This window comes from Providencia sp. PROV272, from assembly GCF_049901975.1.
Lineage (GTDB): Bacteria > Pseudomonadota > Gammaproteobacteria > Enterobacterales > Enterobacteriaceae > Providencia > Providencia stuartii.
In genome coordinates this window covers 1,291,894-1,311,970 of sequence record NZ_CP096291.1, presented here as the reverse complement: position 1 = coordinate 1,311,970, position 20,077 = coordinate 1,291,894, and the positions used below count along the sequence as shown (strand labels likewise).

Annotated in this window: 16 protein-coding genes and 1 CRISPR repeat array; of the genes, 5 read left to right on the top strand and 11 right to left on the bottom strand. The window is 37.0% G+C overall.

Annotated features, from left to right (window positions below; translation table 11 throughout):
* Window positions 1-10 precede the first annotated feature (10 nt).
* The 3 genes from M1E93_RS05870 (at window position 11) to M1E93_RS05860 (ending at window position 3,633) form a co-directional block, all read left to right on the top strand.
* Complete coding sequence (locus tag M1E93_RS05870; protein WP_014656461.1) at window positions 11-1,891, top strand: heme lyase CcmF/NrfE family subunit; 1,881 nt, start codon at window positions 11-13, stop codon at window positions 1,889-1,891.
* Window positions 1,884-2,981, top strand: a complete 1,098-nt coding sequence (nrfF, locus tag M1E93_RS05865; protein WP_369510592.1) for a heme lyase NrfEFG subunit NrfF — start codon at window positions 1,884-1,886, stop codon at window positions 2,979-2,981. The genes M1E93_RS05870 and nrfF overlap by 8 nt, the downstream gene beginning before the upstream one ends.
* A gap of 235 nt (window positions 2,982-3,216) precedes the next feature.
* Window positions 3,217-3,633, top strand: a complete 417-nt coding sequence (locus M1E93_RS05860) for a hypothetical protein (protein ID WP_004922246.1) — start codon at window positions 3,217-3,219, stop codon at window positions 3,631-3,633.
* A gap of 787 nt (window positions 3,634-4,420) precedes the next feature.
* On the opposite strand, the gene ascB is transcribed toward M1E93_RS05860, so the two are convergent.
* From ascB to M1E93_RS05845, 3 genes are all read right to left on the bottom strand, one after another.
* Window positions 4,421-5,851 (bottom strand): 6-phospho-beta-glucosidase, encoded by a 1,431-nt coding sequence (gene ascB / locus M1E93_RS05855; RefSeq protein WP_426207193.1) that lies wholly within the window; start codon window positions 5,849-5,851, stop codon window positions 4,421-4,423.
* A gap of 2,328 nt (window positions 5,852-8,179) precedes the next feature.
* A complete protein-coding gene (locus tag M1E93_RS05850; RefSeq protein ID WP_004922269.1) occupies window positions 8,180-9,595 on the bottom strand; it encodes an NAD(P)/FAD-dependent oxidoreductase in 1,416 nt (471 codons plus the stop codon).
* Between the two features lie 1,057 nt (window positions 9,596-10,652).
* Window positions 10,653-11,225: a hypothetical protein gene (locus tag M1E93_RS05845; protein ID WP_014656465.1), complete on the bottom strand. Its 573-nt coding sequence runs from the start codon at window positions 11,223-11,225 to the stop codon at window positions 10,653-10,655.
* A gap of 1,017 nt (window positions 11,226-12,242) precedes the next feature.
* On the opposite strand from M1E93_RS05845, the gene M1E93_RS05840 reads away from it, so the two are divergent.
* The gene (locus M1E93_RS05840; RefSeq protein ID WP_004922279.1) at window positions 12,243-12,575 is read left to right on the top strand and encodes a hypothetical protein; all 333 of its coding nucleotides are present in this window, start codon (window positions 12,243-12,245) and stop codon (window positions 12,573-12,575) included.
* Between the two features lie 168 nt (window positions 12,576-12,743).
* Here the strand turns inward: M1E93_RS05840 and lpxL are convergent, their stop codons facing one another.
* The 3 genes from lpxL to M1E93_RS05825 form a co-directional block, all read right to left on the bottom strand.
* Window positions 12,744-13,667: an LpxL/LpxP family Kdo(2)-lipid IV(A) lauroyl/palmitoleoyl acyltransferase gene (gene lpxL / locus M1E93_RS05835; protein ID WP_014656467.1), complete on the bottom strand. Its 924-nt coding sequence runs from the start codon at window positions 13,665-13,667 to the stop codon at window positions 12,744-12,746.
* A 277-nt stretch (window positions 13,668-13,944) separates the two neighbouring features.
* On the bottom strand, window positions 13,945-14,265 hold the full coding sequence (locus M1E93_RS05830) for a hypothetical protein (protein ID WP_004922284.1): 321 nt from the start codon (window positions 14,263-14,265) through the stop codon (window positions 13,945-13,947).
* Window positions 14,266-14,613: a hypothetical protein gene (locus M1E93_RS05825; protein WP_040132277.1), complete on the bottom strand. Its 348-nt coding sequence runs from the start codon at window positions 14,611-14,613 to the stop codon at window positions 14,266-14,268.
* 153 nt (window positions 14,614-14,766) lie between these two features.
* A CRISPR array of direct repeats spans window positions 14,767-15,215; the repeat unit is 28 nt; unit sequence TTTCTAAGCTGCCTATACGGCAGTACAC.
* Window positions 15,216-15,592: 377 nt separating this feature from the next.
* Between M1E93_RS05825 and M1E93_RS05820 the strand changes: the two genes are divergently transcribed.
* A complete protein-coding gene (locus M1E93_RS05820; RefSeq protein WP_115113469.1) occupies window positions 15,593-15,709 on the top strand; it encodes a hypothetical protein in 117 nt (38 codons plus the stop codon).
* Between the two features lie 27 nt (window positions 15,710-15,736).
* On the opposite strand, the gene arsC is transcribed toward M1E93_RS05820, so the two are convergent.
* Genes arsC through M1E93_RS05795 form a run of 5 tightly spaced genes read right to left on the bottom strand, consistent with a single transcriptional unit; the run spans window position 15,737 to window position 20,031 of the window.
* The gene (gene arsC / locus M1E93_RS05815) at window positions 15,737-16,162 is read right to left on the bottom strand and encodes a glutaredoxin-dependent arsenate reductase (RefSeq protein ID WP_426207192.1); all 426 of its coding nucleotides are present in this window, start codon (window positions 16,160-16,162) and stop codon (window positions 15,737-15,739) included.
* Window positions 16,163-16,172: 10 nt separating this feature from the next.
* Entirely contained in the window at window positions 16,173-17,462 is a 1,290-nt protein-coding gene (locus tag M1E93_RS05810; protein WP_004922295.1) for an arsenic transporter, read from the bottom strand.
* A gap of 55 nt (window positions 17,463-17,517) precedes the next feature.
* Window positions 17,518-19,269 carry an arsenical pump-driving ATPase gene (gene arsA / locus M1E93_RS05805; RefSeq protein ID WP_426207191.1) on the bottom strand — a complete coding sequence of 584 codons (1,752 nt, stop codon included), beginning with the start codon at window positions 19,267-19,269 and terminating at the stop codon, window positions 17,518-17,520.
* A 13-nt stretch (window positions 19,270-19,282) separates the two neighbouring features.
* Entirely contained in the window at window positions 19,283-19,648 is a 366-nt protein-coding gene (gene arsD / locus M1E93_RS05800) for an arsenite efflux transporter metallochaperone ArsD (RefSeq protein WP_004922301.1), read from the bottom strand.
* A gap of 47 nt (window positions 19,649-19,695) precedes the next feature.
* Complete coding sequence (locus M1E93_RS05795) at window positions 19,696-20,031, bottom strand: metalloregulator ArsR/SmtB family transcription factor (RefSeq protein ID WP_426207190.1); 336 nt, start codon at window positions 20,029-20,031, stop codon at window positions 19,696-19,698.
* Between the last annotated feature and the right edge of the window lie 46 nt (window positions 20,032-20,077).

Here is a 20,077-nt window from a genome sequence, read left to right as displayed (position 1 = left end):
AAGGTGCTCATTGGAACTTATACTCCCTGAAATCGGGTTTATTAGCTTGCTGTTAACACTCTGCATAACCAATTTTCATGCCTTGTTTGGGTTGGTTAGTACCTACAAACACACCCAAAAATCACGCTTACTTGGGGTTTATTGGTCTACTCTGCAATTTATATTTCTCGTTATTGCGTTTCTTTGCCTAACTATTTCCTTTATTCAAAGTGACTTTTCGGTGGTGTATGTTGCTCAACATAGCCACCGTTTATCCCCTTTATTAATAAAAATAGCGGCGGTTTGGGGTGGGCATGAAGGTTCACTCCTTCTTTGGGTGCTTTTACTGTCGACTTGGCATCTGTTATTCGCTTGGCGCTATCGCAAACAAGATCACCCCTTTTTTGCTTTAACCTTAGCTATTCTTGCCGCAATGAGCGCAGCGCTACTTTGGTTTATCGTGCTCTATTCAGACCCTTTTATGCGGATCTTTCCGCCCGCGATTGAAGGTCGCGACCTCAACCCAATGTTGCAACATTGGGGGCTTATTTTACATCCTCCGCTACTTTACTTGGGTTATAGCGGCTTGATGGTCGTCACATCATGCGTTTTGGCTTCGCTGATTGCTGGAAATTTCAGCCAAACTATTGCATGGGTTTGTTGGCGTTGGGCCGTACCAAGTTGGTGCATACTTACCATGGGGATCACGCTAGGCTCATGGTGGGCCTATAGCGAATTAGGATGGGGCGGTTGGTGGTTTTGGGATCCTGTCGAGAATGCCTCACTGTTGCCTTGGCTAGCGGCAACCGCCCTACTACACAGTTTAGCGGCTTCGCGAAAACAGGGAAGTTACCGCCATTGGTCGATGATCTTAGCCATAGTCACATTTATTTTATCATTACTTGGCACGCTTATTGTTCGTTCGGGCATACTCGTGTCAGTCCATGCATTTGCCCTAGATAATGTTCGTGCAATACCATTATTTTTATTATTTATTAGCATGAGCATCGTCGCCTTACTTATTTATGGTTGTAAGGCGAAACCCGCAGCATCAGCCTCTAAACGGGCATTAACCCTACGCGAAATCTATTTACAGATGACATTGATTTTATTTGTGGTTGTCCTGTTTATTGTGTTAGTCGGCACGCTATATCCCATGCTCTACAGCCTACTTGGGTGGGGAAAGATATCAGTCGGAGCGCCTTATTTTAACCAAACATTACTGCCTTTTGGCTTAATTATGCTGATGGTTATCGGCGCTTGGGCCGTGGGGAGCCTCAAATCATCTACCCGCTCTTTTTTCCGTTGGCGTTTGTCTGTTAGCATCATTGCCGCTGTAATCGCCCTACTTTTGCGATGGAGTGATGCTAAATTTATCGCGAGCGCAACGGCTATAATGGTTGGCTTACTGTTGCTATTATGGCTACGCCCTCTCAATGAAATACAGAAGCGACTAGCCTCATTACTTGCACACACTGGCGTGATTATTTTTGCCACTGGTATTGCTTTTTCTACTGTAAGCAAACAAGAAATCAGTGCCAATATGACGGTTAATCACACCGTTTCACTCGCCGGTTATCAATTTAATTTCAAGCAATTACAGTTGGATACTCAATCCAATTACACCACTGAAAAAGCGCTCATTGCCGTTTATCAAAAAGATACATTTATTACACACCTTGAGACTGAACGTCGATTTTATACCGCTCGCCAACAGATAATGATTGAACCTGGTATGCACTGGGGATGGATGCGAAATTGGTACGCCGTATTAGGTGAAAAGACGGGAAATAACCGCTATGCGCTACGATTCTATGTGCAAGATGGTATCCAGTGGATATGGGGAGGGGCTTTTATCATGTGCATCGGTCTCTTTATTGGGTGGTTTAAAGGGCGAAGTCAGCATGAATAAACTCTTGCATTATGTTGTTCTAACATTATTACTTATGGTGACGAATATAGCCAAAGCCGACATTGTGGATACTTGGCAATTTGCTACCGCAGAACAGCAAACAACTTCATTACAAATTGCGGCTCAATTACGCTGCCCTCAGTGCCAAAATCAAAACCTGCTCGAATCCAATGCCCCTACCGCTGTCAGTATGCGCCATCAAGTGTATAAAATGGTAGCGGAAGGGAAAACTGAAGCTGAAATACGCTCTTATATGACCGAGCGATACGGTGATTTTGTACTCTACAATCCGCCATTACACATGGGAACCATTGTACTCTGGAGCCTGCCGTTTATCGGATTCATCTTTGTCATCGCCCTGCTCTATTATTTAATAAAAAAAAGAGCCTCAGTACCGCGAACAAATCAACATAATTCAACGGAAGCTACCATTACTCCGACGTCTAAGCTGTCCATACAATTAACTCATGAAATTCCATCACAGCACGCCGAAGTGAAGCGCAACGATACCCTTTCTTATTATGCTATCCATTTATGCGTAGCTCTATTACTGCTCCTTACAATAGCAGGGTATTTTTTTCTACCGCGCTTTAGCGCCACTTATCATGAATACCAGCGCATCTCAGACCCATTACATATATTGACCCCACTACAGCAACAACAAAGTGATCTGATACGCTTACAAAATAATATTCGACAATCCCCCCAAAATGGTGACCTTTGGGCAATCCTTGGTGAATATTATTTATATCAAAATAGCTATGACAATGCCTTGATTGCCTATAACCAAGCACTTAAATATACAGGAGAAAACGCGCAACTTTATTCAGCTATCGCGACTGTGCTCTATTATCAAGCGGGGCAACAGATGACTGAAGATACAATGCAAGTAATAGAGTATGCATTATCCATTGATAAACATGAAGTGACCGCTTTAATGCTATTAGCCTCAGACGCCTTTATGCACGCCAACTATGAAAAAGCCATTAGCCTATGGCAACAACTACTCGATAGTAATAGCCCTAGAATTAATCGTTCACAATTAATAGAAGCGATAAATATGGCAACAATAATGAAAAATAATCATTAAATCATTTTTTGATTATTTTTCATTTAAAGTACATACACGTCATCAATAAAAAACTTAAAATAACAATAACTATTCAAATAAACTTAACATAACAATTTATTATTAATTGTAACCCTTTGTCTTTAATTGACTATTGTTATTTCATCCCCATATAAACACGCCTATGCTTATGCTACCTTAATATCGCCTAATTCTAAAATTACTACTATTATTCAAATATAAAAAGAGTAACTTCATGAAAAAGAATATATTTTCATATTTAATTATTGCTCTTATCGCAGGCGGCTCATTTGTTGCTGGCATGATGGCAAATTATACCCCTGATCTGGATATCGTTAAAAAATCACAAAAAGCAGTGGAGGATTTCCTTACATTTCCCGAAACCGCCGAATATAAAAATGTCCATTACTATGAAATTCGGCAAACACTCGATCACGGAATACTTGGTTATGTATGTGGTGAGGTACTCGTTTTTAAAAGCGAAAATTCCTTTGGCTATAAACGATTCCTCGTCAAAACATATATGCACCAAGATGGAAGAAATGTCGTTTCTATCCCTTTAATTGAACGTTCTGGAAATATTTTTCCTAACGACAACTTCAACATCATCTGGGATCAATTTTGCCGTGAACAATCTGATAAGAAAGAATAATCTCTTTTGACGCCTGTAGTATGCAACTTAACCTTTATCAGCTCACCTTTTTGGCTTAGTAATAAATCACTCTTAATAAACCAGCACGCCCTCTTTTCTTCAACCCATTGATGAATATTGTTAATCTCCTTCAATTCATGTCTATTTATTACATAAGCCAAAAAGCCAATCTATTGAATACACAAGAAAATTTTACATAAGCAATATTAATATCTTTAAAAATATTAACACTTGACGTGTGTTTTGATACACAGTTCACATTTTTATCATCGGATTTATACGGTACATTAGTGTCAAGTCAAACGAAGGGAGAGATATCTCATCATTGAGGAATAAAAATTAATGTTGATGTTCTTTAATCACATTAACCAGTATCAATGTCGTTACACCATAAAATAGTAAATAATAATATTCGCAAAAATAAAAGTATAATATTTAACCAGTTGAATACTGAATTCTAATACCAGGGAATTTATTAGTACCAGTGTTATATCATTTCCTATCTGATATAGCGCGTAACAAAATATTACGCTTGTAATATAAAATAACATGCTAAGTTGAATACTTAAGTTATTATCATATAAACATTATATATTTAAGCTATGTATCAACGAAAAGCTAAGATATTTATTAAAAACTAACGTCTTCATCATGTACGTAGATATGCTATAGTACCGATTGCATAATTATAATATCGCTGTAAAGAACAAATCATGTAGTAGTGATTTCATTCAGTTAGAGTCCCTAAAGGGACTCTTTTTTTTATGTTTTAATATGGAAAAAGCCATTAATACAAATCATTACCATGGCTTGCTATCACTTTTTTATACCACCAAAAAGATTTTTTACGTATCCTTGTTAGTGAGCCAGCTCCCTGATCATCCTTATCAACATACACAAAACCATATCGTTTACTCATTTCGCCTGTTGAAGCAGAGACTAAATCAATACATCCCCATGAAATATATCCCATAATGGGGATACCATCAGCAATAGCATCACCTAAAGCTTGAATGTGTGAACGATGGTAATCGGTTCGATAATCATCAATAATTTCACCATCCTCATTTAACTTATCATGCGCCCCCAAACCATTTTCTACTAGAAATAATGGTTTTTGATAGCGATCATAGAGCATGTTTGCGGTTAATCTTAAACCGAGAGGGTCAATTCCCCACCCCCACTCACTCTGTTTTATATACGGAGAGCTTAAAGATTGTGCAGCATTAATCGACAGGTTTGTACCATCCCCCATATCCGCTGAGGCACAGCGGGAGGCATAATAACTAAACGAAACAAAATCAACGGTATTTTTAAGGATTTGCTCGTCCTCTTCCGTGACCAGAAGTGTCACCTTGTTTTCACGAAAAATACGTTGCGCATAGGCGGGATAATACCCACGCACCTGTACATCAATAAAAAACAAGTTTTCACGATCTTTTTCCATTGCCGCCCATACATCTTCTGGTTTAGGCGACCAAGGGTAATATCCACCACCTGCAAGCATACAGCCGACTTGGTTTTGAGCATTGACTTCGTGGGCTATTTTTGTCGCTAATGCGCTAGCAACTAATTGATGATGAGCGGCTTGATATTTAACTTGTTCGCTATTTTCCCCTTCTTCAAAGACTAACCCTGATGATGAAAACGGCGTATGCAATAGCAAATTAATTTCATTAAATGTCAGCCAATATTTCACTATCCCATCAAATGCTTCAAAGCAGGCTTTGGCATAGGTCACAAAAAAATCAATCATCTTCCGGTCACGCCATGAGCCATACTCAGTGACCAAATGCATCGGAACATCAAAATGGCACAAGGTTACTAGCGGTTCAATATGATATTTTTTGCATTCATTAAATAAGTCGAGATAATAGGCGATACCTTCTGGGTTTGGAGTGACTTCATCCCCACGCGGAAATAAACGGCTCCATGCAATCGATGTGCGAAACACCGAAAATCCCATTTCTGCCATTAGCGCAATATCACGCTTGTATTGATGATAAAAATCAATTGCCAAATGGCTTGGGTAATATTCATCATCTCGTAATTTAAAACGTTTTTCGATCCCCATTTTTACCGGATGCCTGTTAGCTCCATAAGGAATAACATCTGCAATACTGAGTCCTTTTCCCCCTTCAAAACAAGCCCCCTCCGCTTGATTTGCCGCTATTGCACCACCCCACAGAAAATCTTGAGGAAATAGAGATCCTGGCATAATTACCCTCATTCAATAGTGAAAAAATTATTTACTTTCTGGTTAACAAAAATTTTTTATATTTCTTTGGCGATACTGTTTTTGTTTAATCTTACCTATTAATTATTTATTGATAATTAATGACGGTAATATCTATTAACTCCCTATTAATCATCTTTATTAATCACAAAATCAGTAGAAACCATTGCGGTAACAGCCACAACTATCCGTCGATTAAAGATAAAAACAATGCCATTTTGAATAGTAATTATTTTTTGTTATGCACCACACACAATAAAAAACCACACACGCAATAAAGCGCTATGCCACATCATTCATATCGATAAAATAATAATCATTTGATTGATTATTTTATTTACAATATTTATCTATAAGGGGGGAGTTTTGTTAGAGAATAATGTTTTTATTGATAGGATAAATTAAAAAAAGCGTCATAATCACAAAAACCCAATACTATCAATTAGTTAACAATCATTTTTTACTTGCTTTACTAAATACCACTATCGTTTTTTGATCATTAAAATAGTGGTTTCAAGCAATAAGGTGATTAAATCATAAAAGATAGCAACAAGGTGCCCATACTCTCAATCATGTTTTCCTGGCAGAAATACTCCAATGGGTTAAAAATCATATTTATGGTATTGATAATGGAATAACCTAGTAGGTCAGTTATATCAACTGTTGGCATACTCATTCCTCATTTTGATGGCTCTCAGCAGGATAAATAATCCAATTAAAACTATCAATCAGAATCGTGTTAAAACTCATCTATTAAATACACCACCTATTTATCCCCTTTGTCAATATTATGTCATGACTAAAATACAATCGATAAGCTAAAAAATGTTTTCACTGCCTTTAAATGAAAACATGCTAAATCGCCCAATAACCCTAACTTATCTTAAATTTATCGATATCAAATCGTGATTATTACCTGACGTTTTAATTATAATAGCATCACAATATAATTAAATCACCTATATAGTGGTTAATAGAAGGCTTATTTAGAATACGCGAGATATTTTATTAAAAGAATAAAATTGTGAAGTCGATCAATCTGAAAATCACTATAAAAAAGTTAAGTATTAACACTTAACCTTATTTCCACACCAACTTAATCATTGATGTTTTAATAATAATTCCAGCATGAAATATTCTTATTAGAAAGGACAAGAATAAAAAATAACCCATTCAAATCAATCAGATGGAAACAACATCCATTGCCTTTTATATCTCTTTATTATTTTAATTTAAATATTTCATCGTAATAATAAATTTTATAAATTACTTTTTATAGCCCTGCATTAAAAAAAGATAAAAATCAGCCAGTTTGATAATTTGGTGTAATATTAAATAGCACAAATAGCTAATAAAAACTTCAATAATTTATTTAAATCATATACACTCAGCATGAAACGATAAAAAGGAATTGTTATGTTTAGATTTTTTGAAACATTTTTTAATGAGCTGTCCAATATAATGACTGCAAATAGCCGACGTATCATTGTGACAATCTTAGCTGTCGCAACGATTTCAACAACAGTAACCATGGAGTCTATCAACATCTATTTTATAGCCGCATTTATATTTATTAGTTTTTCACTATATCTACCTGAAATATATAAATTTATAATGAACAGGGTAAACTAAGTAACGTTGAATACATTGAGCTATAACATTTGACTTTGTCTTTTTAACAACACACATGCACCTGTTTTTGCCGTTAGTTGATTAAAAATTACGTATTAGCACCTAATTCACTTTTTACCATAAATCAAAAGAGCAATACGTAATCAGTAAAAATAACTACCAATGGTCACTAATCACATCAGCAAAGATAAAAGCCTGCGTATTGTTATCCTTAAAGTCAGAGTAAATACCTACGACCCGCCTTAAATACAGTTAGCTTCATTTGTAATGATGCTCAATCGCTGTTTCTTCCTTTAAATACCTATTAACCATGGCTGCTTTGTCACCTCACTTTCTATATCTTACGACAACCAATCAACCAATATAAATTTCTACCATCATGGTACATCACCGTATTACTACAGCTTCAAAAAGTAACTGTATCCGTTAGCGTAAATACAATCATTCCTTTCTGCATAGAGAGAGAGAAGAAATTAAATGACCCCATTAAAGGATTAACATATTTTGTATTTTCCTTTACACGAATGAGATGACTCCCCTCCTGCATGGATTCTCGAATGCGCTAATAGCGGCCTTATTTAGCATTAGCATGAGGGAATAGATTGCAGAAAGCAAAAAATGCCCTCACAAGGAGGGCTGTTATCAAATATGGGTCGGATAACTTAAAATCGATTTAATCTAAAATCTATAAAGGCTAAATGGTTTCACATCCAATGAAGGTTCTTTACCTAACAGTAGATCTGCCGTGATTTCAGAAGAAACAGGGCTTTCTGTCATACCCCAACCTGTCGCGGTGTTAATCACCAGACCTGGGTATTCATTAACTTGAGAAATGATAGGATTCTCATCTGGTGCTATCGCCATCGCACCACTCCACTGGTCGATAAGTTTAGAGTCTTTAAATGCAGGGAACTCTGCTTTCAATTTCTCTAATGAAGAATTTAGCTCAGGAATATCTGGCAGTGCGGTCATATTCCTATTTTTCTCAAACGGAGAAACTTCGTCTAGCTCCCAGTGTGTCGGTTGTGTAAATGAATTAATTAACTGTTCATTTAATGAAATGTGTACTGGGAAATCTGGCATTGATAGCAATGGCAGATATTTATAACCATAGATAAATGATTCTTTTACGACTGGAGCAACGATCACACGAGGTGAAGTCGCATAGGTGCCATCAGCTTGCTCACGGAAGAAAATGTTACCTGGTAAAGCGACGTTACCACCCGGTGCAGTAGGTGAACCACTGATCAATTGCTGAGATTGGTAAGCCGGTAATGTTGGTACGTCAACATTCAGATTTTGCATGAACAGTCTAGACCATACACCGCCAGCAACAACCACTCTAGAAGTTTTAATCGCACCTTTTTCTGTCACAACATCAGAAATTGCACCCGCTTGAGTTTCTAAGCCTCTTGCAGCACAGTTTGTGTAGATCTTAACCCCAATTTTTTTAGCGTATTCCGCCATAACAAAGGTTGCAATCTCAGCATCTAGGCTACCTGAGTCTTCTTCAAAACCGGCGATTGTCCAATTTGATGTAGCTCCACGAAGGCGCTGATTTAATTCATCACCTTCAATAATTCTAGTTTTGAATGGAATATCTGAACCGACATTCTTACTTCTTGTATCAATCCATTTTCTGACGTGATCTAAATCTTCTTCATCAAGAGGAACTTCTACGCGCCCTTGAGTACGATAGCTAGTATCGACACCCACTTTCGCATTCATTTCTCTCCAACGCTGTTTACCAATATGATGAAGCAGGAATGTCTCATCAGGCATTTTGTAAGTAATGACTTGGCCATAGAATCTAGAAGATTGTTCGCCAGCAATATTCCCCTTCTCAACGATTACAACAGACAAGCCGCGTTCAACAAGATTGATAGCGGTCATAATACCTAAAATACCAGCACCAATCACAACAACGTCAGCTTGCTTAGGTAGAGGACCTGCGGTTCCTTCAACAAACCCATGTCTTGGTGTGCCAGGAACAAATCTACCTTCTCGAGTTAACATCGGGGTTAAAATTCCCGCCCCACCAGCCACGGCTACAACAGCCCCGCCGATAAGAAACTTTCTTCTAGTTATTGCCATTTTAAAACATTTCCTTTTATCAAATGAACGTCAGTATCTAAATAATAAGATCATCATTTAATTTTTATTTGTAACGTAATTGTATTCTAATTTAGATTAAAATTAAATTTATTTGTTAAAAATTATTTTTAATGAATGTTTATTCATAAAATAAAAATAGAATATTAACTAAATAAAACTGAATACTTTTTAGACAAATAGCAATGCAAAACCCTATTCTATCAATATCGGAACTTCTGCAAGATATAATATATTTAGCGCTAACAGAAAAATGACAAGTCACTATAAATGAATAGTTATTTTCATTATTTAAAAGAAAAACACTTGGTCGCTAGGGAGAATTTGTAACATCTGTAGGAAAATTAACCTATCGTAGACCTACGATTTGGGCAATATTAAAGCTAACAGGATACGTTATTTTACTTAAGTATTTTATCAATTCATTTTTAGCTTAATATATCAATGACCATTTAAAAAAGGGGGACTTTTAAATCACTCTTACGGATATTATTGACCACTTATTAATTAAGGTCTTTTTATGCCATCGCACTTTACTCTCTATTATTTTAAGATTAAATTTCACACTAAAGTTAACCTTATTCTTTGAGCTGTTATGACGAGACTATTCATGTTAGTTAAAGCTATTTAATGGTTATCTCATATCTCACCACAATTTAACCTACAGTGGTTACGTATTGTATTATCAGCACCTAGACCCCGACTTTCTTCGAATCAAAGAATAAATCATATTGATATAAAACTGGGAGCTAGAACAAATAATAGGCGCCCTTTGTCAACCTTTTCCCACTCATTCATTTTCATTGCTAGGCCTAGCTTTGTCGGTATTTCCCTTTCAAGGCTGATCAAAAAAATCATGCTTAAAAATAAGGTGGTCTAGAGAGGTGCTGATCTGATATCAACTAACTGTGCTATATTCAATTTAGTCTGATATAAAAATCCCCCAGTCCGAGTTAGGAGCTTCCTCCTAACTCATTGGATATAAAATGGAGGCACAACAATAATTCTTTTCGCCTATAAGAAGTGATTGTGATGAAACTTATTTTTTATATTTATTATAAAATTCTTCACCGCACATCACTTTAGTAAAGTCGCTGCCAACGGTCATTACAGATAAAGGCTTAACTTTATCGACATAGATAAAGTGGTTTCTAATCTTATCTTTTTCTTTCACTGGTTTTACTTGACCATTTTCTATTTGGTCAGAGTCATAATTCACACAATACCCAATTGTGTTAGCCGTTTTTTTATCTTTTACCACCATGATTTCATTATATTTAAAACGATAACCTTGGTTGTCTTTAGCTAACTGTTCTTTCGTTTTATCGCTTCTCGCAAAAGGGCTTGATACGCGATATAGAGCATCAGCATATTCAGCATCCATTTTTTTGCTGACAAACTGTTGATCAGCAGAGCTAGCAGAAGCGTAAGTCACACCCTGCTGTGTTGTTTTAATACTATATGCTTCCCATTCCTCTGACTCTTGAACAACTGGGTTGGCGTCGCTCAGAATATTCGCGAATTCACCCCACATATCATTATTTGAGCTACAGCCTGTAACCAACAATGTGGCGGCGCTAAGTACTGTAATTGAGAGAATATGTTTTTTCATTTTTACCCTAAAAGTTAAGATTAATGGTACGCGATAGATTTGTAACCAATGATTTTTAAAGTATTTTCATTGTATCTAGGAAATAAATAATCTGCAAATAGGCGCCTTAATATCAATTACCATTAAATTTATCAGATAAATTAAGCATAGAAACTACAAGGTAATAAACAAACTATCACATCAATTTAATCCGATATTTAAAAATAAAATTTCTATCAATAGCCCTAATGATGGGCACTGAGTTTATATAAAAAGTCGACGGAGGTTGTGATCTGTCTCTTTCCTACTCTCGATTTGTTCATCACGACAAAATGAAATTTAAAATAAAAACACACATCATTATTAAGTATTAATAACTAAATTTGTCAGATATATCTTAATTCTCACTTCATTAAAAATAAGAAATATCCTACTCATCAAGAGAATTAAATACTATACTTTGATTTTTATTGTTCGTATGCAGCATACGATAGTCAGTAAAATTAAAGGCTGGACATTCATGTTTTCTCTACGCGGCTACGCATTATATTTTTATATTTTTTCTATCCTCTTTTTTATCGCACCGCTTGTCTATGTCATAATAAATGAAGATAAAAATAACTTACTGACCTTCTTAAGCAGCCTTACAATAATTTTTTATGTTATCGTCTGTATGGCAATATTTTTTTAAATTAAGGTAATTAGCAAAATAAAATTCGCTATTTTTATAGTCTCCTTCTTTGTGCGATACACGTTTTTTAATATTCTTTGCCTTTTCACCTTCTTAAGTCATTTTTCAGTATCGAGGTATTCAGACTAGCCAATGATTAAGCGATAAGTTCAATAACAGCATTTAGTTTCGCCTTAGCCCAGAGGTTAGCCAGCTACCACAGTCACAGCGATCAATTAACGTCACATTTTAAGCAAAGGCTCTGCTTGAGCATGCCAATCTCAGTTAACTCTTATTTAAAATATTCCCCCTCTTTTTTATTATCTGACTTATCTCTTACATTGGATTCTTACAAGCAAGGTACGAATATGGGCGTTTCTATTTATTATTCCGCAACAAAAAAGACTCCTTTCAATTTTGAAGAAAAAAATACGTTTGAAACCATGGTAAATCAGTTGAATCAAGCCTTTCCATACAAAGAAGATGCGGAGACTCTCTATTTTTATGAAGAGCCATCAGATCAATTCTTACTACAAGGTTCAACAAAATTACCACTTGATGATGAGTCCATTTTGCTCGAGTCTATCGATTACTGGTTAGATTGTCTTTCGCAATTAACTCTAGCGTTTTCGACAGCACAATGGAGTGTTAGCATCGAAGACTCAGAAGCTACATGGGTTGATGATCATTGGGAAATGTAATATTACGGGTAACCTAGAAATAGGATTATTTGCTATAATTAATTATTCCTATTCCCTCTCTTACCAATAAATACCCTTTATGTTTGAAGTACCAAATAATTAAAAAGACCCAACCAATGCGGGTCTTATATTATAGGGGGAATCCCCCTTATCTTGCGTCACCATTTTCTAAATATAGAGAGAAGGCTCCCCATCAGGGCGAGTTTTAAACCTTCTATGCGCCCACAAGTACTGCTCTGGTGCTTTCATTATTTCTTTCTCTAGTACAGAGTTAATTGTCGCGGCATCATGTAGCGTATCGCTAGTTGGGTAATTGACTATTTCTTTCCCTAGCACCAAGTCATAACTAATACCATTACGGTTACGTAGCAGTGTGACAGTTAATGTTGGTGAGTGAGATAATTGAGCAAGCGTTGATGTACCTTTTGACGTTGAAGTATTTTTGACTGAAAAAAACGGAGCAAATACAGTTCCCTTTCGACCAAAATCTTGGTCAGGTGCGAACCAAATGGCCTTGCCACTTTTTAATTCTTGAACCATAAATCTTAAATTTTTACGATCAATCATTCCTTTGCCAGAACGACATCGACCCTTTGTTTGAATATATTCCATTGCTTTGTTGTTATGTGGTCGATACATCGCATTTACAGGAAAGCATAGCCCCATAATTCTGCCACCTAACTCCAGCGACATAAAATGAACCCCAACGATAATTACCCCTTTATTTTTGGCAATAGCTTCTTGATAATTAGATATTCCTTTGACTTGAAAGAGCTTTTTAATTCTTTTATCACTCCAGAACCACGCTATTCCGGTTTCAAATAACGCAATACCTAGCGATCTCAAGTTTTCGATAACTAAATCGTCTATTTCTTTGCGGTTTTTATTTGGAAAACACAATTCTAAGTTTCTTTTTATAATGGAAACTCGTCTTTTAATAAAATACTTCGAATTAACCCCCAAAAATGCACCAAGCCGAACAAGCCATTTATAAGGGAGTTGAACCAATAAAAATAAAATAACAATTCCTAACCATGTTGTAGCGTATTTGGGATGGAGTAACTTTAGGGAAAACAGGTTTTTAGCGTACATATGTATCTCAACACTTCGTCTTTGCGATATGCAATGTAAGTTAGACAGTTATTCTTATTTTTAATTCAAAAATTTCATCAATCCGCCATCGTCTATTTACCCTTTGTTTTCAATAAGATAAATGATAGAGAAAAGATATCAATCACTTTGTAATGATTGATTTTATATATCACGCACCTAATGTGTATAAAAGTTTAAATCACCATTTAGCGAAGACATATCAAAAATAGTTAAAAACACTAACTCATCATATCCCTAATAATAGCTATGAGTCTTATCATCTATCAAATTTTCTGCCATTTGTTGATTTTAAATAGGCATATTCACTATAGGGAAGTCTGATAATAATATTATCTTTATCAATAGCGCTTCCTAACATTGTCATTCTACAGAGTAAATTAACCTTGCCGACTCTCTGCATACATAATCCGTCAGGACTTTCAAAAAAACGCATATCACCTTTCTTCCACATAACAACAGTGACACCATCCGGTATTGCGCCTATTGGCTGAACAGTAAAAATTGTCAGCTTATTATATGCAAATACTGATATTGCACTGATTAAAACAATAAATATTATTAGTATTTTCTTTATCATTTAACAGCCTATCATCTCACCAGTATTTGTTATTGTGCACGTATTCCCTTCGCTATCAGATGTATGGCATCCAGAGCTGTCACACCAACTTTTTATCGAGTATTCATTGCCTTCACTATCAACTGAAAAGACTTCAGATGAACCATTCGCATAGTCTCTTGAGCCAGATGTTATTGAATATGAGTTACCGTCAGTATCATACGATTCAATAATATTATCGCCTTGTGCATTAGTACTCGATCTTGTACATGCTTGATAGGTACTATCACCTATACACTCCTCTGCCATTGCCGCTGTTGATATAAATGCCACAATAAGCGTATAGATTGTTTTATTTAGCAGCTTCATCCTGCCTCACCGATTAATTTTATTGTTTAAAGGAATTGCACTGTTTTAATAAACTAGAAATCTCAATAAATATAATCTAATTATTAATCTTAAAATAGCGAAAAAAGAAGCCTGTGCAGCTTATTGGAAAGCGCACAGGATAATCATTTATCATTTTTAGGCTACCTATACGGCAGTACACTTTGTGTTCCACAATCAGAATGCAGACATGCCTTTCTAAGCTGCCTATACGGCAGTACACATATTTCAGGGTGGGTACCGAGCAAACCGCAATTTCTAAGCTGCCTATACGGCAGTACACTAGGGGTTATAAATGCCACCAGCCGTTTAGATTTTCTAAGCTGCCTATACGGCAGTACACCTATCAAGTTAAATCATTCGACCGCTCTGATTTTTCTAAGCTGCCTATACGGCAGTACACAACAGGTCACAAAGTTTGAAGATTTTAAGATCTTTCTAAGCTGCCTATACGGCAGTACACATTTTAACACTAGCGTATAAGTCCATATATTTCTTTCTAAGCTGCCTATACGGCAGTACACATAACGATGTGAAAGTGTACCATCAGGTGGCCTTTCTAAGCTGCCTATACGGCAGTACACTATAAACTATCAGGAAAAAACCTTCGTGCAACAATAAATTATGGCTAATTTGTGCAAAATACCTTATTTTTTAGAGGGTATCATAACACTTTGTTTTTAAACAGAATAAAATTTCAATAAAAATAGAAGGTAAAATAAGATAACTATCACGCATCTTCCCCTTCTTACATCAAAAGAGATAGAAAGAGCCTTATTAGAAGCTGCCGATAAAACAATCTCTTCAAAAGTAATAGTGACATTTTAACCTTCGCTTGATTAATCAACTTATTACAATAAGAGCCATTTTAATGTATCTATTAAAATGGCCCTTATTGTTAACTCATTCAACGTATAAACTTACTCAGTAATTTCATTCCGTTTTACCGATTTTAAAGGTTATGGATTGGTTTTGTGTACCGTGCCATGACGACTTTACAAATAATCAAAAATACTGCCTTACTTGCCATAAGGGCATTTGGTCTATTCCAACAAAGAATGTCGCTGATAAACATTAACCTACAACAATGATTTCAAAGCATCATTTACTTTATTCTGCACCCTTGTTTATCAACGACAACTTCACCATCTTCTTTGATAAATTCATTTTGTTGCTGATTAGGTAAGATATCTAACACGACTTCAGAAGACCGACACAACTTTACGCCTAGCGGAGTGACGACAATCGGCCTATTAATCAGTATCGGGTACTGCAACATAAAATCAATGAGTTGGTCATCTGTATAGCTATCTTGTTCTAAATTTAATTGTTCATAGGGTTCGACATTTTTTCGTAATAACGCCCTTACCGTGATTTTCATATCGGCAATAAGTTTTACTAACACATCTCTAGTGGGTGGTGTTTCTAGATAATGAATAATCGCCGGCTCAATACCACTATTGCGGATCATTGCAAGGGTATTGCGTGAAGTGCCACAATTTGGGTTGTGGTAGATGGTGATCTCATTCATTGGTTTACCCTTAATTTAACAGTGAAAGTCGAAGCACTAAAGCAACGAGTGTGACAATGAGCACAGGGATCGTCATGATAATCCCTGTTTTGAAATAATATCCCCATGTAATGGTCATGTTCTTTTGTGATAACACATGTAACCACAACAATGTTGCTAAGCTACCAATTGGTGTAATTTTTGGCCCTAAATCTGCGCCAATTACATTGGCATAAACCATTGCTTGCTGAATTACTCCTGACGCTTCACTCCCTTCAATGGATAGAGCACCAATTAATACCGTTGGCATGTTATTCATTATGGATGATAAAAATGCGGTAATAAATCCAGTTCCCAGAGTTGCTACCCATAGCCCTTTATCGGCAAGGTAATTGAGCGTTTCAGAAAGATAATCGGTTAACCCTGCATTTCTTAAGCCATAAACCACCAAGTACATACCTAAAGAGAAAATGACGATTTGCCACGGTGCACCACGTAAGACTTTTTTGGTATTAATCGTATGGCCTCTGGCTGCAATCACCCAAAGAATTAAGGCGCCAATTGCAGCAATAGCGCTAACAGGAATACCTAATGGTTCTAAGACAAAGAAACCGATGAGCAACAGCACCAATACAAGCCAACCTGCTTTAAACGTTGTCATGTCCTTAATGGCTAAAGCAGGCTCACTCAATTTAGTCATATCATATTGCTTAGGAATATCTTTACGGAAAAACCAATGCAGCATCACTAACGTTGCAATAATCGCCGCGATATCCACTGGCACCATAATTGAGGCATATTCAGTAAATCCAATATTAAAGAAGTCCGCAGAAACAATATTCACGAGGTTTGAAACGATAAGCGGTAAGCTCGCTGTATCTGCAATAAAACCCGCCGCCATGACAAACGCTAACGTCGTGCCTTTGTTGAAACCAAGTGCTAGTAACATCGCAATCACAATGGGCGTTAATATCAATGCCGCACCATCATTGGCAAATAAGGCTGCAACAGTTGCACCAAGCAATACGATATAACTGAATAACAGCCTTCCTTTACCACCGCCCCACTTGGCAACATGTAATGCCGCCCATTCAAAGAAACCACTTTCATCTAAAAGTAGGCTAATAATAATCACTGCAACAAATGTCGCGGTGGCATTCCAAACAATGTTCCAAACAATCGGAATGTCTTGAAAACTGATCACACCAAAGATCAGTGCTAATACAGCCCCTACTGTAGCACTCCAGCCAATACCCAATCCTTTGGGCTGCCATATAACAAACGTAATCGTTAGAACAAAAATTAATGCGGCAATAAACATAACAACCTCGTTTAAAAGGTGCTTTCGTGCACCTTTTATTTTCTAAAAATAAAACTTATTCTGCGAGCTGACTTAATGCGGATATCCCCACAGGCTCAGTCTCAAGTAAAGGAACGATAGCAACACGTTTTGCTAACGTTGATGCCACCTTTTCAATCTGAACGACTTCCTGCTCTGCCCTTGAAAGTAACAATGGTGAGGTAGTTTCCGTGATAGATAGGCTATTATTAATTACCCACGCCCACGGATGTATATCTGCCCGTATTAAGTCATTCTGTAAGTTTTCCGCCTCAAGCACAGGCGTTGTTTCAGCGAGTGTCGTAATAATGACTTTGGTGCGCTCAGGATCTTGTAATTGCATCATAGGGGTCAAAAAGTGGCCTTTTTTGCCCATTTTCTTAGCAATTTCTTTATGATATGCCCCTGTTGCATCAAGAAGTAATAATGTATGTCCAGTCGGTGCAGTATCCATGACGACAAAACGTTTCCCTGCGTCTCTAATGATGCGAGAAAAGGCCTGAAACACAGCAATTTCTTCAGTACATGGAGAGCGCAAATCTTCCTCAAGTAATGCACGCCCCTCTGCATCTAAATCTTTCCCTTTTGTTTCTAAGACATAATTACGATAGCGTTCAGTTTCGGCGATGGGATCAATTCGGCTAACTTGAAGATTGGGTAAAACACCATCAAGTGTTGATTCAACATGAGCAGCAGGATCTGATGTAGTCAGATGCACATCAAGCCCTTTTTCTGCCAATTTAACCGCTATTGATGCTGCAATCGTTGTTTTCCCAACACCGCCTTTGCCCATTAACATAATCAGCCCATGTTGTTGCTGAGATATTTCCCCAACCAGTTCTGACAAGGAGGGTAAAGAAATAGGTTGTTTTGTCGGAGTAATGGTTGAAAATTGTGGCATGTCATTCGATAACAACTGCTTCAATGCATCGACACCAACCATATTGATATTTTGTAAATAAAGAATATCAATGGGTAACGAACGCAATGCCTCAGGCAGAGACTTTAATGCGGCTTGCTCTCGAGAGTAGAGTGCATGGGATAACTTATCATTTTCAGTCATCGCCGTTTCCGGGAAAACACCATTTATAATCAATTGTTGATTTTTGATACCCAGAGAAGACAATTCACTATAGGTCCTCGCAACCTCCCTCAAAGCGGCTGACTGAGGACGTGCAACCAATACTAACCTTGTTAGTGAGTTATCACTCAACGCTTGCACTGCCATGCTGTACTGCTCACGTTGTTTTTCAAGGCCAGACATTGGGCCTAAACATGTCGCACCGTCAGGATTGTCACTAATAAAATCACTCCACGCGCTCGGGAGTTGTAATAAACGGATGGTATGCCCCGTAGGTGCGGTATCAAAAATGATATGGTCAAATTGGCGGGTAATTTCGGTATTGGTTAACAATCCAGTAAATTCATCGAAAGCCGCAATCTCTGTGGTACAGGCGCCTGATAGCTGCTCCGTAATGCTTTGAATTACCGCTTCAGGTAAATTTTCTTTGATTGGATTAATAATTTTATTTCGATATTCTTCGGCAGCAGCTTGAGGGTCTATTTCAATGACAAATAGGTTTGGAACCAATGTTATTGGCTGAATATTGTTGCCAATCGATTGAGAAAATACCTGCCCAACATTAGAAGCCGGATCCGTACTCACCAGTAAGACTTTTTTCCCTTCCTCTGCCAACTTGATTGCTGTCGCACAGGAAATAGAAGTTTTACCCACCCCCCCTTTTCCAGTGAAAAATAAATAATTAGGTGTGCTGTCTAAAAAATTCATTTTATCGCCCCTGTTAACAACATGTTTTGTCATTACCGCAACACGACTTAACTGTCTCCACCTTCTCAATATTCAGGCGAATACCAAACCATCTTGCTAGCTCATGACGTTTAGGGTATCGACCTGTCAGCACAATCTCACCATCAAGAATAAAGAGCGGGAGTGATTCGGCGCCAGCGGTTTCCAGAAATGTTTTTACTTTTATGTTGTTAACAAATGCCATAGGCTCTTGCGCTAAATTAAAACGCTTTACATTCGCTCCTTGTTTTTTTAACCAATCTGCATCTGTTGCAAAGTCCACTAATGCTTGATCAACTTCTGTTCCACAAACGCCAGTGCTACAGCATAACGCGGGATCAAATACTTCGAGTTTTTTCATGTTTCAACCTTATATATGATTTTTCGAATATGTTAATTTAAAAAATTTTATATAAAACAGCGATTAGCAGATTCTTTTTTCTCTAAGCTTTTGAGTAAATCTGCGACTCTATTTTTCTCTGTGGCATAGGTGACATCAATGATACTTTTTACCCACGGTAGTAATGCCGGAGATAGCCGATAATGAACCCATTTCCCATGTTTTGAATCGAGTAGAAGACCCGCCTCTCTAAGCATTGCTAGATGTCGAGAGGTCTTCGGTTGCGATAAATTTAAGGCCGTATAGATATCACAGACACATAGCTCACCGGATGCTTTCAAAAGCAGCACGATATCGAGCCTAGTTTGGTCGCCTAAAATTTTAAACAGTTGTAATGGTTCCATGTGTACCTCTTTAGCCTTTTCTTTAAATTATACCTAAAAAACACAT